Source organism: Micromonospora sp. NPDC004704, assembly GCF_053601675.1.
This window is the reverse complement of sequence record NZ_JBSGCD010000026.1, coordinates 64134-79192: the sequence shown is the minus strand read 5'-3', so window position 1 is coordinate 79192 and position 15059 is coordinate 64134. Positions and strand designations below refer to the sequence as shown.

Below are 15059 nucleotides of genomic sequence, written 5' to 3'. Positions count from 1 at the left end.
CGTTGGCGCTACCCCACTTCCCCGAGGGCAAAGATGCGGTCCATCGCTACCGCGCCGAGCAGTAACACCGGGCGTAGCTGGTGCCGGTAAACCTTGTCCGTGACGGCCGTCCCAGAGTGTCCGCAGAGATCCGCGATGTCTTCCAGGGTGACCCCACTGCTCGACAGCACGGACACGAAACTGTGTCGCAGCTCTCGGGGTGTCCAGTCGGCTGGGTCAAGTCCGGCCATCTTCACCGCCTGACGGAACGCGCGCCGAACGTTCGCAGCGTCGAGAGCCGTGCCGACCGTACTGGCGAATACCAGCCCGGTCGCCTGCCACTTCTTCCCCGCCGCCTCCCGCTCTCGGTCCTGGCGCTGCTGGTGGTCGCGCAGCGCCGTAACGCACCGGAGCGGCAGCGCGAGCGTGCGCCGAGACTTTCTCGTCTTCGTGTCGCCACCCGCCCGGACGGAGTGCCAGACGGCAACGGAGGGCGGCACGGGTGGGTCAAGATCCGGCTTCCCCGCCAGGTCGACGTGTTCCCAGGTGAGGGCACGCAGTTCCTCGGTACGCGCGCCGGTCAGCAGGGAAAGCACCACGTAGGCATAAATCCGGTGATGCTCGGCGGCGCGCAAAACCGCCTTCGCCTGCTCGATGGTCAGTGACTTTGAAGGGCGCCCTTCCTGCCCCTTTGGGATTTTGCAGAGCGCGACCACGTTGCGTCTTACCTTGTCGCGCGCCATGGCACGGTTCATCGCGCGATTCAGGCAGGCGTACAACTCCCTGAGCGTGCGAGTGCTCAGGGTCTTGGCCTTGTCAGCCAACCACCGGTCGACATCCTCGGCACTCAAGTCACGGAGCTTCCGGGCACCGAGATCCGGGATGATGTGGCCTCGGCAGAGGTAGCCGCACTTTTCGGTAGTCCCCTGGGCCACCCCATTGAGTCCGTAGGTGAGCCAGTCGGTCACGGCGTCCGCGACGGTGACCCCGTGCGGGGCGATGGTTACCCCGTCTTCGTGGTCGCGCATGACCTCCTTGAGTTTGGCCTTGGCTTCGGTCTTGGTCTTGCCGCTGCCCCGCCGGACGATGCGCTTTCCAGCGGGGGTGTAGCCGGTGGTGACGGAGGCAATCCAGCGCTGGCGGGCTTCGTCCCAGTGCAGGCCACCGTCTCCACGGCTTCGACGCTTGCTCATCAGGCGGCTACTCCTTGTGCGGTTTCACGTTCCAGCAGGGCTACGTACTCGGTGATGGCGGTAGCGGGGATGCGCCGGTCGGCACCTTGGCGGACGTACCGGAGCCGACCCGCGCGCATCTCCTGGTAGATGACGGTCCGGCTCATGCTGAGCAGGGCCATGGCGTCAGCGACGCGATACAGGGCTTTGAGGGGCATCGTCGGCGCCTTTCCGCTTCGGTGGTGGTCGGCGGAGGGTTGGGGGGTCAGCGCGGTACAGGCCGTTTGGGAGGGGGCCTGAGAGGCCCGTAGCGGCAAGATCTCTGATAGACCAGTATTTATGAATGGGCCGGATGCTCTCAGGGCTTCTGAGGAGGCCGTTTCGGCGGTCCGGTGGCGGGTCATGCCGGGCGGCCGGTGACGCGTGGCCGGGGGGTATCCGTACCATCCGTACCAAGCTCGTTTTGCCTGGTCAGGGCTGGTACGGATTGGTGTGCTGGTACGGATTGATGCGTACCAGGGACACGGGTGAGGGTGGTTCGTGGTACGGATTGATCCGTACCAGGCAGGGGATCCGTACCGGGGATGACCTGCGGAAACGAGGTTGGTACGGATGGTACGGATACCCCGGCGGCCGGTGTCGACAGCTCGGGGCAGTACCGGTTCCACGCGTCGGTGAAGGCATCCCTGACGTAGCCCTTGGCCTGCCCGACGGGGAAGCGGATGGTGTCCGACTTGATCCCGAACTCCCGGAGCAGGTCCCCGAGCTTCTTACCGGTCAGCCCTGCTGGCCCGCTGTCGGCCCATGGTGCTTCTGGGTCGCCGTTCAACGCCGTGAGCAGTTCGTGAGTGGAGGCGGCCGGCGGGTCGCCGAGCACGGTGAACGCGGTCCGCACGTCGGCCAGCAGCCGCACGCGGGTCGACACATTCCCTGCGTCGTCGGCTTCTGCGGTGAGGGTGGTGACCGCGATCCGTGCCCGTTGCGGCCACGTTCCCCCGGCCAGGTCGGCTACGGCTACGAGGGGTTCCCAGGTGTCGGCGGCACGGTCTTCGACCGGCATGGCGGGCTCGGCGGCTTCCAGGTCGGCTAGGTGTGCGCCGAGCCATTCGGTCAGCTTCTCGGCCACCCGCCGCAGTGCCGGGCTGTCACGCCGGTGCCGGTACGGCGCCACCGTCTCCCCCGGCGCCCGGCGGCGCATCCGGACGATGACGGCCCGGTCTTCGATGGTGTCGGGCATGGCGCCGATCCCGGCCAGCGCGGCCATGGCGAAGGTGGGGATCTTTTCCAGGCTGTGCGTGTTGTTGTCCCACCGGATCGCAGCCCGGTTGCGCTGGTGACCGGCGTTCAGCAGCCCGCGTAGGTCTTCGTTCGCCTCAGCGTTCTTTCCGCCAAAGATGGTGTCGGCTTCATCGACCAGCAGGGTTGGCGGGTTGTCGGTGCCGATGGCCCGGTACACGGCGGCCGGGGAGGCGTTGACGGTGATGAGGGGGTTGTGGCAGGTGCCTTCCACGATGTCGAGCAGCCGGGACTTCCCGCAGCGCTTCTCGGGTGCCCGGATGACCAGCCGGGGAGCGTGCGCCCATGCCCGCAGCGCGTGACTGGCCGCGATCCACAGCACCACGGCGTCTACGGCTTCCGGCGACGGGAGGATGACGTACCGGGTGAGGCAGGCGTGTAGGTCGTCCAGGATCGCGGCACCGTCGAGGCGCTGACCGGTCGGCAGGGTGTTCTGGTTCATGCTGCGACTCCTTCGGCACGGAATCCGCCACGGATAGCGGCGCGGATGTCTCGGTCGGTCTGCTCGGCGTTGCGGCCGGCGGTGGTGAGTGCGCTGATGGCGTCTTCGCGGGCGATGGCGTCGGCGGCGACCATGCGGGCCACCCCGCGTGCCGCGCCGTAGAGGGTGGTTCGGCGGGTGCCGGCGGTGGCGCGGCTGATGGCGTCGAGGTGTGCGGCCAAGAGCCGGTCGGGATGGGAGATGCCCCCCGCCTCACGGGTGCTGATCGGCCCGGCCGGGGCGGTCGACGGTGCCGGCGCGGCCGGTTGGCAGGCGGTCACCAGGGCGGGGGGCATCTCCTCCACCTGCCGACCCGGTACCCACCGGTACGGGCGGCCGGTGGACGGGTGGATGGACGGGGGGAGCACGACGTATCCGCCGTCGGATTTCACGTCGATGCCCGGACCGAGCCCCATGCCGGGCTTGCCCTGGCTGCACGGGACCGGGGTGCCGGGGTGCCGGTAGTACAGGTGCCGCCCGCCCGATCCGGTGACCACGTGGACGGTCGGCGGGAGTAGCCCGGCGGCGATGAGTTCGCGCATGGTGGTGTCGCCGCCGTTGCGGGGGTCGATGTCGACCACGACCAGTCCGGACGCCGTACCGGCCCGCAGCGCGAGTTGCCCACCGGGGACAGCGGCCACGATCGCGGCTACCTGCAACGGGTCAGTGCTGGCCGCGTAGAACCCGTGGCAGGTCAGGCAGGTGCACGCGGCTGGGTCGTGGTCGTCGTCGGCTTCCCGGCACGGCTCGCAGTTCGCCACCGGGCGCTTTGACCGGCCGAGCATGAACACGGGCCATCCCTGTTCGACGTACCGCAGCGCGGGGGTGAGCAGGTCAAACACGGCATCCTCCCGAGGTGAGTGGGGTTGGCAGGTGGGGTGTCGGTCGCTGTCGGCGGCCGGGTCGACGGGCCACCCGCACCCGGTGGCGCACAACGGCCAGCCACGAGCGACCCGAACAGCGGCAGCCATGTTGACCGGCTGATCAGTGCTCATCACGCGGCCCGCCGAGCAGGCCGGGGACGGCCGACCAGGGCGGCGCGGGTGACCAGTGCCCGCGCGCTGGTCAGGATGGTGACGAGTTGTCGGCGGGCGGCCGGTTCGACCGGGGCGAGCGCTACCCGCATCCGCAACTCGGCGTACTCCCGGCCGTCTTCGCCGCGTACGCGGTTGAGGACGGCGCGGCCGTAGCCGGGAAGGTCGACCACCATCTCTTCCGATCGGTGCTCGGCCAGTCCGCAGCGGTGGTCACGAGCGCACCAATCCGTGTGGGCGGTCGGTCGGCGCTTCACCGGTTGCCCCGGCGGTACTCGGCGCGGATGCGGTTGACGATGTGGGTACCGATGCGGATACGGCGTCCGGTGCCGTCACAGGGCCGGCACTCATGGCGGCGGCGGCCGATGCGGAACCGCTGTTTGCCGGTGCCGTGGCAGTGCCGGCACGGCCCGAACGGCGAGACCGAACACACGGCGAGGTAACCGAGGGTGACAAGGCTGGTGGTGGGGCAGAGCAGGCTAGCGATCACTGCGAGCGTGTCCACAAGTGCCTCCACAGGCTGTTTTTGGGTGCACAGAGCCGGGGCCGCTAGATCGCTAGCGTCCTGGCAGGGTTACGGATTCGGGGCTAGCGGTGCCGCTAGGTCTAGCGGGTGGTGGGGCTAGACCTAGCGGCCCGCTTCGGGTTAGCCGGCTTTCCGCTTCCGGTCACGCTCGGTGACAGCGTTGGTAATGTCGTCGCGGTGGATGCCCTTGCGGTTGGCACCCTTGCCGGTGACCGGGTCGGTACCCCACACCTGCCGACCTACGGGGATGCCGTGGGGCTTGAGCGCGGCGGCCAACTGTGCCGGCTCCCACCCGTGGTAGACCTCCGGGCGCAGCTCGGCCAGCCGGGCGACGACGGTCTCTGACCACACCTTCGGCTCGGCCGGCGGGATCACGGTCAGGATGTCGTCCAACAGGGTGTCCGTGCGGCTGGTCGACGGCTCCGGCGCCTGCCCGATCGCGTGTCCGGTGAGGGTGCCGGCCGCGCGTCGCAGCTCCATCGCCCGGTTCACGACCACGTCGACGTGTTCGGTCTTGGCGAACGCCGTCCGGACCGTCAACGCCTCTTCCACGCTGCCGGAGTCGTCGGCGCCGAGCAGGATCCCGACACCCTTGTGGGAGCGCTGGAACCGGGACGAGTCGTACCCGGCCGGGTAGGTGCCGGCACCCAACACGGCCTCGGATGACTGCCACGTCATGGTCTTGAGCGCGAACCGGGTACCGATGTTGTCCCGCAGCCCGGTCGGCACGGCCTTCCCGTCCGGCTTCTGCGTCGCGAGCAGGATGATGATCCCGACCGAGGGGCCGACCTTGCACAGCTCGGTGAGCAGGTCAACGATCTCTTCCCCGTGGACCGGGTGGCCGGAGTACCGCTGGAACTCATCGATCGACACCAGCACCGGCCACAGCTTCAACGACCGCTTGTCCGCGATCTGCCGGGTGACCTTCGACTCCGGGCACAGGTCCGGCGGCAGGGTCGAGATCGTGTCGTAGCGGCGGTTCATGTCCGCGACCAGGTCCCGCAGGTCTTCGACCAGGGACAACACCACGTCGTCCCGCACACCGAACCCGGCCCGGTGCGCGATCCGTTCGAACGCCCGCCAGTCCTGCCCACCCTTGCCGTCGTACACGTGCAGCTCCACCGACACGTCGAGTGCGGCAGCGAGGACGGGCAGGCGGGCGGCGAACGTCTTACCCATGCGCGGGATCGCACCGACCAGCAGGGACGTGAACATCAGCAGCAGCGGCACCACCCGGCCGCGCTGGTCCTGCCCGAACGGGAACGGGGCGAAGATGTCCACCGTCCCGCGCTCGATCAGCGACCACAGGTCAGACGGCTTCGCGTAGGGGTCCTCGTCGGCCACCCACAGCCGCAACCGGCGGGCGGAACCCGAGGTGCCCCGCACCCGCTCCGGCCACACCTGCACCTCATCCAGGTCCAGGCCGGCGGCGATCTGGTCCCGCTTCTTGATTGCCTTGTCCGCCGAACTCCAGTACGGCAGGTCGATCATCGCCAACCAGCCGTCACCATCACGGGCGATCGGCACCGGGATCGAGATCAGGTCATCGGGCTTGCACAACCCGGCCGCGAGGAACGCCCGCTCCAGCACGTCCACCGACAGCCGACGCACACGCGGCTTCACCGCAGCCACGTCGATCAACGGCACGTCCTTCGGCTTACCGGCCAGCCCGAACAGCACCACCGCGCCGACCATGAGCGCCCACCGCTGCCACGAACCCGCCAACGCCATCAGCACGGCGACGGTCGGCAGGCCGAGCAGCAGCACAGCGGACAGGACCAGGCCACGCCACCGCACCCGCGCGTCCCGCTGCTTCGACAACTTCAAGTACAGCTCAGTCTGCTCGGTGCGGACGGCCGCGAGCCGGGCCGGCTTACCCTCAGCGTCAAAAACCCACCGAGTCGTCGCGCCGAGCAGCCGGGCCACCCCGAACGGTGCCCGCCACGCCAACCGACCGGCGTACTTCGGGGACCGGGTCAGGTGGTACAGGCCGGTGTGCGAGTAGTGCCCCGTCGCCCACCGCGCGGCCTTGCGCAGCTCGTCACGCGACCGCAACCAGGTCGGCAGGATCGGCCGACGGTCAACCGCCTGCCCGGACCGGGCCGCCTCGTAGAGCGACGGTGCCGCCACCGGCGTCGGGTCAACCGGCGGCAGGGTGTCGTCGTAGTCGTCCCGCTCGTCGTCCAGGTCAGCCGTGAACGCCCGCGCACCATCGGCCTGCCGACGACGACGCGTGTCCAGGTCGACCACCTCAGCGCCGTCCGTCGCGTCTTCCTCAGCGGCCTGCCAGTCGAAGTCTTCGTTGGGGGAAGTCATGATGAGTGCTCCTCCATCAGGGATGTGATCTCGGGTCGGAGGGGGGCGGGGCACGGCCGGCTTTCCTAGGGCGTAGGCCGTGCCCCGCGCTGGCTACTTCTGCTTCTCGTCCTTCGGTGCCTTCTCGGCCGGTGGCTGCGGACCGAACGCCCGGCGCATCGCGTCGACTACCTGGCCCATCTGCCGGTCGAGTCGGTCCGCCGGGTCCTCTGCTTGCTGGCCCGTCACTGGTGCATCCCGCCGGTCCAGTTGCCGGCTACCTGGCCGTCGTTGCGCTCGACCACGACCCGGCTGGTTTTGGTCTTGATCTCGACCCGTTCGCCGTTGCCCTTGGCCGGCTCGGTGGGCTTTTCCTTCGCCACTTCGGTGCTCCTCAGGTTGGGTTCGGTCCGCCCGGTCTGGCGTCCGCCGCGTGCGCCCAGGTGATGAGCTGGGCGCCACAGCGGCCGTCAGTTCGTGGTGGTGAAGCCCCACTCGGAGTAGCTCCAACCGGAGTGCTTGACCTTGTCGTGTTGCGCGCGGCGGGCTTTCGCGGTCGTCTCGTCCGCGACCACGGTCGTCGTTCCGCAGTGAGCGCAGCGCCAGTAGTAGACCCGTACAGGCATCACGCACCCCCGATGACCAGCGCGGACACGAACAGGAAGCCGACGTGCCAGGACTGGTCCAGGGCGTAGGCGCCGGTACCGAGCGACGGGTTATCGTCCCGACCGGCGCGGGGCACCCCCAGGACGTAGAACCGGCCAGCGCCGGTCAACTCAGCGATCCGCCGAAGCGGCGTACGGCGGTCAGCGATGTAGTGCGTAACCGCGCTGATCAACAGCCCGACCAGCAGCGGAACCGGGGCCGGGCGCCACCCGGTCGACAGGGACAACGCGGCAAGCGCCAGCACACCCGTCAACGTGTAGGTGGCCACATGAGCCAGGCAGGCCCGACGACCGGCCCAACCAGGCAGGCCCTTGCAGTCGGCCTGGTGCTGGGTCTGGATCCAGTGGTCAGCGACCTGGTGAGCGGCGTAGAGAGCGATGAACACGGCAGCGGCGGTAGCCAGATTGCCGGTCGGATCTGACAGCATGGAGCTTCCTTCCCGAGGTCTTCGGACAGCGGAGGTAGGACCGGCGGCACGGCATCGGTTACCAGGCCATAGGGCCGTGCCGCCGGGCGAAATCAGGTACGGGACTTGCGCCGGGCGGTCACGATCAGCGCGGCTGAGGCCATGAGCATCAACCCATCCACAGCAAGGGGGCCGAGCGCGGACGTGATGGCGTCTTCGCCGTAGTGGGTGAGCAGCCCGGACAGGTGCCGGTACGACACCAGCGCGGCGACCAGGGCCACGGGCAGCACCCCGACGAACCGCAGCAGGGTCGACGGCCACCCGGCCTTCCAGGGGGTACGGGCCAGGATCTCCACCGCGACGAACAACGCGATCGGCCAGAACACGGAGAACGCCACCGCGAGGGGTTCCGGGGACCATCCGGACCCGGCACCGGCCGGCGGGAGGTAGGTGTGGGCGATGTTCGCCGCGATCGACACCACCCCACCGAGGATCACCCCGAGGTAAGCCCACCCCCGCCCACCCGAACGCTTCACCTCACCCGTAACCGGCGGCACGGACGCGGGCGGGACCGGGGCGGTCGTGATGTTGGAAACTGGTTCTACGGACGGGATGGGCTGCGGAGATGCCCCGCCCCCCGAGGGAACTACGACCGGCGGCACGGCGACCGTGAACTCAGCCGTGTCCGGCGCCGTGTCCAGGTCCGGCCGAGTGTCCGCAACGGGAGCAACCGGGGGCGGGGGCACCTCCTCGGTGACCGCAGCCGTGCCGGCGGCGAGCGCGGTGGACACGTTCTCCAACGCCTTCCGCAGCTCCCGCGCCTTCGGCGCGCCCACCTTCAGTTCCTTCATCAGCCGGTTCTGCGACGGAAGCTCACCCAGCTTCCCGGCCAGATCCCGCGCGTCCGGCAGCAACTCCTGCACCGGCTTCGGGTAGACGCTGTTCATCGTCGGCGTCGTCATGCCGCCCGCCCAAGCAGCGACACAGCCGACACCGGACGGCCGTAGAACACGACGGCCTCACGCTCGACCCGCCGCACCGCGCGACGCACCCGGCGCCAGTCCAACTCGGTCGGCAACGGCTCGGCCGACAACACGGTGATCTCGGCGTCCAGTAACGCCACCTCGGCCTCAATCAGCGGCAGCTCACGCTCGATCTCGGCCAGCTCAGCCCCGCTCGGCGTGTCGCCAAGGGGATTCGGCTTGATCCTCACAGTATGTCCCTCCGTCGATGTCGCTCGGTGACAGAAGGAAGCTAACAACTGATAGGGAGCATCGTCAACTGTTAGGCGAAGCCGATCAGATTCGGGCCATGTACTGGACAGATGGCAAGTGATCTGTTAGGCGACTGGTATGCTGCGGGGGTCACGTGTCAATGTCCAATTTGCCACGGAAGGTTCCCATGTCGTCCCCCCAGAATCGGCTGAATCGGTCCGACTCGCTATTTCAACAAGTTGCACGCAACATCAGGAATGACATTGAGGCAGGCATATTACGCGACGGAGAAGTGCTGCCATCGACACGCGAGTTAGCATCTCGATGGAACGTCAGCGTTTTCACGATCACGGAGGCCATGAAGGTTCTCGCTCAGGAAGGACTGGTAATTAGTGCGGCGCGATCAAAGCGGGTAGTTCGTGCTCCAGACCAGATGCGAACTGGTCGAATTCGACTCCATCGACCAAACGTCGTACTGATCGGAGGATACGCGGGTAGCGGCAAGACTGAACTCGGCCGCATTCTCGCCCGCGAAAGCGGGTGGCCAATGCTTGATAAGGATACGCTAACTCGCCCGGTTGTCGAAGCGGCATTAGAAGTTCTTGGGCGTTCCCCTCACGACCGGGAGTCCGAGACGTACCTGAACCGTATTCGGCCTCGGGAATACGAAGCGCTCGCAGCAGCAACAGCAGAAAACGTCGCTTGCGGAAATAGCGCCATCGTCACCGCTCCGTTCGTTCGAGAATTTAGCGATGTAGCATGGATCGATAGAGCGCAGGCGACTTACGGAGCCATGGGTGCACGTACAGCGTTGGTATGGGTTTACTGTGACGAGGATACGATGCACACTTATGTTCGCCACCGTGGAGCAGCGCGAGACACGGCGAAGCTGGCTGACTGGCAGGGGTGGGTGTCCAGCATTGACGTATCATTCCGGCCGGTCGTGGCACACGTTGTGATCGACAACTGTGCCACCGGAAGGCCCTTGCAAAGTCAGGCCCGGGAACTTCTTGAGACTCTATCGAAGGACGATTTGGCTTGATGAGAGGAGTAATTCTTTACGGACCGCCGGCAGCCGGAAAGGACACCGTGACTCGCGCACTCAGTAGCCTGAGCGCCGAATATGTCCTCTTCCAACGACTTAAAGTCGGGGGAGGCCGTACCTCGGGGTACCGAATGACCACGCTATCGCTGGTGAATAGACTTCACGCTCAGAACGATGTTCTCTGGGCGAACGAGCGATACGACGCGGTCTATGTGGTCGATCGACCATCATTGCGTGAAATGCTCGCGATTAGCATACCGGTTCTGCATCTAGGCCAGACCAAGGCGGTCAACGCCATCACCGGTGCTCTCCCAGCAGTCTCCTGGACAACCGTGTACCTCTGGTGCCCACGCGACGTTGCAAGGCGGCGAATTATCGAGCGCCGAACGGGAGACGTGCCGGCAAGAATGCACGCTTGGGATGAGACCAAGCCGCTTACTCAGGCTAACCTCAGCTTGAACACGGCAGAGGTTAGCCCAGAAGAGTGCGCTTACCAGGTCCATGAGCACGTGCGAGAGGCAGGTAACAAACCGAGCGACAACCGACCCGTAAGTTAGCGGACGGAGGCAATCGGCACAGGATCAGGCTGAAGGAGTGACGGTGTCCTCCACATGCGGTGCCAATGCCAGAATCTCGCCTAGCACAACATAGCTCTCAAGGAAAAGGAACCGAGCCTCGGTGGGAGTCACGTCATCATGTACGCCTGCCGAAACTCGTTCATAAATGCCTCGAATTGCTTGACGCAAACGCCGCTGCCGACTACCGCTGGTCGTGTACTGCCGAACGTAGGCATCGATCCGGTTTAGGACCTTGCCTTTGTCAAGTGCTATTGCTTGACCATCCACGACCGCCGGCTCGCTGCGTGGTGGGTAAACGGCGTCCGCAAAGCTATCAATTAGTCGTCTGCAAGTGTTCATAGCTTGACTGATAGCCTCTTGCTCCCCCTTCCCTAAGCGCTCAACGATTGATTCAATCCTTTCAAGAGCGCGGTCACTGACGGGGGCAAGCATGCCGTCAATATCCCGTCGGGCCGTCCGGAAAAGCTCCTCCTGCTCCTCACCGAAGGTCAGCGCATAGTAAGTTCTCGCCGCGAATTCATGGATTTGAGCTAGAACGGCTGAGCGAATTCGCCCGAGGGTCATGAGGTTTGCGCTTGCGCCATTTATCTGATTGTGGACTCTGTCAAGCGCAAGTCCCAAGTATTCGCCACTCAGGCTTCCTACCTTCAGGCTGCCAATCCTAGCCTCCTCAGTGCGAATTGCGACCTCGACTGCACCGAGTGAGATTATATGTGCTTTATCTCGCGCACCTCCGTTATCTATGATTCGATGCATCCGCTCAAGCATTGGCGTAGTCTCATCCGTAAACTCATAGCCGTGAAGCTCTAGTTCGAGCCATTGAAGACTAGAGTCGTCACTGATTAGGCGGGCCAGTCGTACGGACTTTAGGAGGATAGGTTCCGCTCCCAACCGACTTAGTTCGATGTCGGCCAGCAGTTCTTCAGCAAGACTTCGCGCTTCGGCTTGGCGATCCCGGGCCACGTACGTCTCCTCACGTTGGTCGTCGCCATGGTGCCAGGCCCCAGCGACACTATGGCGACCGGTCACCAAGCGAGATGGCGCCAGGGGGTGCGAGGCCCCGCTATACGTGCATCACGCGCAAAGGCCGCTGAACATGCACGAACTGGCAGAGACGCGTCTTTTAGCCAGGCATGGTGGGTGACTACCTGGGTGACAACCGCAACGAACGCGTGCGGACGTACACGAACGATGGCGAACTATCTCGCCAGGTCAATCGCGATGCGGCCGCAGATCAACACTCCATGATCATTCGTTCGGGACGAAGAGGTCGTCGGTTCGAATCCGGCCACCCCGACGAGTTGAGGGGCCACTTCCCATCGATGGAAGTGGCCCCTTCTGCTGTCCGCTCTCAACAGCCACCCCTCGCGTCCGAGACGAAGGTCGCGCGCGATCCGGGCGGTCCCCCGCGCCGCTGGCCGCCGTCGTCCTGCTCGCCCTGCCGGCCGCGAACGCCTTCTACCAGTCCGACCGCCCGTGATCATCCTGTGAGAGGCACCACACGGGTGGTGGCCGTGGCGGATACCGAAGGTGATGAGCACTGCTCAGAGCCGCGTTCACAGCCACCTATGATGATCGACTTAGGGCAGCGGTTTCGAACCCGTGGGTAATCTTGGTCGTACGCCGCCCGGTCTGCCGCCGGGCGGTCACCCCTCCCCAGCCCCTCCTGGAACGACAAAAGGTGCCCCCGGAACCCGATCGAGTCATCCCCGCCCTGACGGCCCGCTTACCCATGGCGTCGACCGCTCTGGAGGCCTGCCAGCTCACCGTCACCGCCGTCGGGCGGTACGCGCCGGCGCAGGTCTCCGTACTCCTGCCGCTGCACGACCGGCTCCGGCGGGTCGCCGCCACCGGCTCCTGGCAGATCTTCGCCACCCTGCCGATGAAGACCGGCATCGCCGGCAAGGTCTTCACCTCGGGGGAGCCCCTCACCACCGGGCAGGGCGCGACCGTCGAGGACGAGGCTCGCATCGAGGCGGACGAACCGCCGCTGCGCGCCGGGGTGGTCGCCCAGACCTGCGTACCGATCCTCGACCCGGCCGGCGGGCCGGTGGGCGTACTGGCGTTGGAGTGGACCGAGAAGGTCGATCTTGACGCCTGGCAGGCGGTCGCCGAACAGGTCGGCGGCCGACTCGGTGCCCGGATCACCGCCCTCGGTGGCCCACCGGCGGAGAGCCGGGACGAGAAAATTCTCCGGCACGCCGCCGCGCTGACCGCTGCGTCCGACGAACCGGACCTGGTCGCCGCCGCGGTCGACGCCGCCCGGGACGTGTCCGGTCTCACCTCGGCGATCCTGGTACTCGCCCGTCCCGCCGGCCTGCGGCTGGTCGCACCCGACCCGCGCAGCGGCGACCCGGCCGAGCCCGAGTGCCGGATCCGCACCAGCCTGTCCGCCACCGAGCGGTACGCCGCCCTGGACCGGCTGATGAACCGGGTGCACCACTGCGGTTCCACGTACACCCTGGCCCAGGCCGGGGCGACGGTGGCCGACGACGAGTACGACCTGCCGCTGCCGGACGGGGTCGGCACGCTGATCGCCGTACCGCTGGGTCCGGCCGACACCGGCGGCCTGCTGCTGGTCGCCGACGAGCGGGTGCGGCGACCGGATCCGACCACGGTGAACCTGCTGGAGCTGCTCGCCGCACAGGCCTGGATCTGCCTGGACCGGCTGCGGAGCCTGGCTGGGCTGCGCGAGCGGGCCGGCTCCGACCCGTTGACCGGGTTGCGCCACTACGGCTCGTTCGGCGAGCGGATCACCGAGACCACTCCCGGCCGCACCGCGCTGCTCGCCATCGACGTGGACGACTTCAAAATCATCAACGACACGTACGGACACCAGGCGGGTGACCAGGTCCTGGTGGAGCTGGCCCGCGCCCTGGAGTTGGCGTTGCGTCAGGGCGACGAGTTGTACCGGGTCGGTGGTGACGAGTTCATCGCGGTGATCGAGGTCGGGCGACCCGAGGAGGCGGCCGGAATCGCCGAACGCCTGGTCACGGCGGCCCGCCGAATCGGTCGCACGATCAGCGTCGGCGTGGCCGTCCAACACGACGCCGAGTCACCCGAACTGACCCTGCGCCGCGCCGACGCCGCCCTCTACGACGTCAAACGCGACGGCCGCGACGGCATCCGCCTAGCCGCCGCCTAACCCGCCCCGCTTCGTCGGCGATCTAGGGCAAATACGTGCTAGTTGATCTCCGATGACCACCATTTGCCCTAGATCGCGGACGAGGGGTGGGGGCGCGGGCGCGGGGCGCGAGGGCACAGCGGGGCGCGGCGGTGCGGGGCGCGGGGTGGGTCAGCGGGGGGTGGAGGAGTATTCGGCGGCGAGGAGTTCGGCGATCTGGGCGGTGTTGAGAGCGGCGCCCTTGCGCAGGTTGTCGCCGGTGATGAAGAGGTCGAGCGCCCGGGGGTCGTCCATCGAGCGGCGAATCCGGCCGACCCAGGACGGGTCGGTGCCGACGGCGTCGATCGGCATCGGGAACTCGCCCCGCTCGGGGTCGTCGACCAGGATCACCCCGGGCGCGTTACGCAGTGCCTCGCGCGCCCCCTCAGCGTCCACCTCGGACCCGAAAACGGCGTGTACGGCCACCGAGTGCCCGGTCACCACCGGGACGCGTACGCAGGTTGCGGAGACCTTCAGATCGGGCAGGCCGAGGATCTTGCGGGACTCGTTGCGCATCTTGAGTTCCTCGGACGACCAGCCCCCGTCGGCGAGCGAACCGGCCCACGGCACCACGTTGAGCGCCAGCGGTGCGGGGAACGGGCCCAGCTCGTCCCCGACCGCCTGCCGTACGTTGCCGGACCGGGAGCCGAGCCCCCGGTCCCCGGCGATCTTCGTGAGCTGGTCGTGCAGGGTGTCCACGCCGGCCTGACCGGCACCGGAGACCGCCTGGTACGACGCGAGCACCAGCTCCCGTAGGCCGTACTCGCGGTGCAGGGGCGCGATCGCGACGATCATGCCGAGGGTGGTGCAGTTGGCGTTGGCGATGATGCCCCTGGGCCGGTTGCGTACCTGCTCCGGGTTGATCTCCGGCACCACCAGCGGAACGTCCCGGTCCATCCGGAAGGCCCCGGAGTTGTCGACCGTCACCGCGCCACGGGAGACCGCGATCGGCGCCCACTCGGCGGCGACCTCGTCCGGTACGTCGAACATCGCCACGTCGACGCCGTCGAACGCCTCCGGGGTCAGTGCCCGTACGGTGAGCTGCTCACCCCGGCAGAGCCGCTGCTGCCCGACGGACCGCGCGGACGCGATCAGCCGGATCTCCCCCCACACGTTCTTCCGGGACGAGAGCAGATCGCACATCACGGTGCCGACGGCACCGGTCGCCCCGACGATCGCAAGGGTGGGCAGCTGGCCCATGAGG

General features: G+C 67.2%; 17 protein-coding genes. 2 read left to right on the top strand and 15 right to left on the bottom strand.

Annotated elements, in window-relative coordinates; translation table 11 throughout:
* Positions 1-8: 8 nt before the first annotated feature.
* The 13 genes from ACWEFB_RS28285 to ACWEFB_RS28225 form a co-directional block, all read right to left on the bottom strand.
* A complete protein-coding gene (locus ACWEFB_RS28285; protein ID WP_452290202.1) occupies positions 9-1172 on the bottom strand; it encodes a site-specific integrase in 1164 nt (387 codons plus the stop codon).
* Positions 1172-1369, bottom strand: coding sequence for a helix-turn-helix domain-containing protein (locus ACWEFB_RS28280; protein WP_452290200.1), 198 nt, complete (start codon positions 1367-1369; stop codon positions 1172-1174). Before ACWEFB_RS28280 ends, ACWEFB_RS28285 begins: the two co-directional genes overlap by 1 nt.
* Positions 1370-1551: 182 nt before the next feature.
* The gene (locus tag ACWEFB_RS28275) at positions 1552-2889 is read right to left on the bottom strand and encodes a DUF3631 domain-containing protein (protein ID WP_452290198.1); all 1338 of its coding nucleotides are present in this window, start codon (positions 2887-2889) and stop codon (positions 1552-1554) included.
* Positions 2886-3770 (bottom strand): bifunctional DNA primase/polymerase, encoded by an 885-nt coding sequence (locus tag ACWEFB_RS28270; RefSeq protein ID WP_452290196.1) that lies wholly within the window; start codon positions 3768-3770, stop codon positions 2886-2888. Before ACWEFB_RS28270 ends, ACWEFB_RS28275 begins: the two co-directional genes overlap by 4 nt.
* Positions 3771-3922: 152 nt before the next feature.
* Positions 3923-4219 carry a hypothetical protein gene (locus ACWEFB_RS28265; protein WP_452290194.1) on the bottom strand — a complete coding sequence of 99 codons (297 nt, stop codon included), beginning with the start codon at positions 4217-4219 and terminating at the stop codon, positions 3923-3925.
* A complete protein-coding gene (locus ACWEFB_RS28260; protein WP_452290192.1) occupies positions 4216-4467 on the bottom strand; it encodes a hypothetical protein in 252 nt (83 codons plus the stop codon). The genes ACWEFB_RS28265 and ACWEFB_RS28260 overlap by 4 nt, the downstream gene beginning before the upstream one ends.
* 141 nt (positions 4468-4608) lie before the next feature.
* Positions 4609-6804, bottom strand: a complete 2196-nt coding sequence (locus ACWEFB_RS28255; RefSeq protein WP_452290190.1) for a cell division protein FtsK — start codon at positions 6802-6804, stop codon at positions 4609-4611.
* A gap of 93 nt (positions 6805-6897) precedes the next feature.
* Positions 6898-7032, bottom strand: a complete 135-nt coding sequence (locus tag ACWEFB_RS28250) for a hypothetical protein (RefSeq protein WP_452290188.1) — start codon at positions 7030-7032, stop codon at positions 6898-6900.
* Positions 7029-7166, bottom strand: a complete 138-nt coding sequence (locus ACWEFB_RS28245; RefSeq protein ID WP_452290186.1) for a hypothetical protein — start codon at positions 7164-7166, stop codon at positions 7029-7031. The genes ACWEFB_RS28250 and ACWEFB_RS28245 overlap by 4 nt, the downstream gene beginning before the upstream one ends.
* A gap of 87 nt (positions 7167-7253) precedes the next feature.
* Positions 7254-7409 carry a hypothetical protein gene (locus ACWEFB_RS28240; RefSeq protein WP_452290184.1) on the bottom strand — a complete coding sequence of 52 codons (156 nt, stop codon included), beginning with the start codon at positions 7407-7409 and terminating at the stop codon, positions 7254-7256.
* On the bottom strand, positions 7409-7876 hold the full coding sequence (locus tag ACWEFB_RS28235) for a DUF3307 domain-containing protein (protein WP_452290182.1): 468 nt from the start codon (positions 7874-7876) through the stop codon (positions 7409-7411). Before ACWEFB_RS28235 ends, ACWEFB_RS28240 begins: the two co-directional genes overlap by 1 nt.
* Positions 7877-7968: 92 nt before the next feature.
* On the bottom strand, positions 7969-8817 hold the full coding sequence (locus tag ACWEFB_RS28230) for a DUF2637 domain-containing protein (protein WP_452290180.1): 849 nt from the start codon (positions 8815-8817) through the stop codon (positions 7969-7971).
* Complete coding sequence (locus ACWEFB_RS28225; protein WP_452290178.1) at positions 8814-9068, bottom strand: DUF6284 family protein; 255 nt, start codon at positions 9066-9068, stop codon at positions 8814-8816. Before ACWEFB_RS28225 ends, ACWEFB_RS28230 begins: the two co-directional genes overlap by 4 nt.
* A 161-nt stretch (positions 9069-9229) precedes the next feature.
* Here ACWEFB_RS28225 and ACWEFB_RS28220 point away from each other — a divergent pair, with 161 nt between their 5' ends.
* On the top strand, positions 9230-10111 hold the full coding sequence (locus ACWEFB_RS28220; RefSeq protein ID WP_452290176.1) for a GntR family transcriptional regulator: 882 nt from the start codon (positions 9230-9232) through the stop codon (positions 10109-10111).
* Positions 10112-10695: 584 nt separating this feature from the next.
* Here the strand turns inward: ACWEFB_RS28220 and ACWEFB_RS28215 are convergent.
* Complete coding sequence (locus ACWEFB_RS28215; protein ID WP_452290174.1) at positions 10696-11655, bottom strand: AbiTii domain-containing protein; 960 nt, start codon at positions 11653-11655, stop codon at positions 10696-10698.
* Positions 11656-12424: 769 nt separating this feature from the next.
* On the opposite strand from ACWEFB_RS28215, the gene ACWEFB_RS28210 reads away from it, so the two are divergent.
* On the top strand, positions 12425-13837 hold the full coding sequence (locus tag ACWEFB_RS28210) for a diguanylate cyclase (protein ID WP_452290172.1): 1413 nt from the start codon (positions 12425-12427) through the stop codon (positions 13835-13837).
* A 150-nt stretch (positions 13838-13987) separates the two neighbouring features.
* Here the strand turns inward: ACWEFB_RS28210 and ACWEFB_RS28205 are convergent, their stop codons facing one another.
* Entirely contained in the window at positions 13988-15055 is a 1068-nt protein-coding gene (locus ACWEFB_RS28205) for an aspartate-semialdehyde dehydrogenase (RefSeq protein WP_326561646.1), read from the bottom strand.
* Positions 15056-15059: the final 4 nt, after the last annotated feature.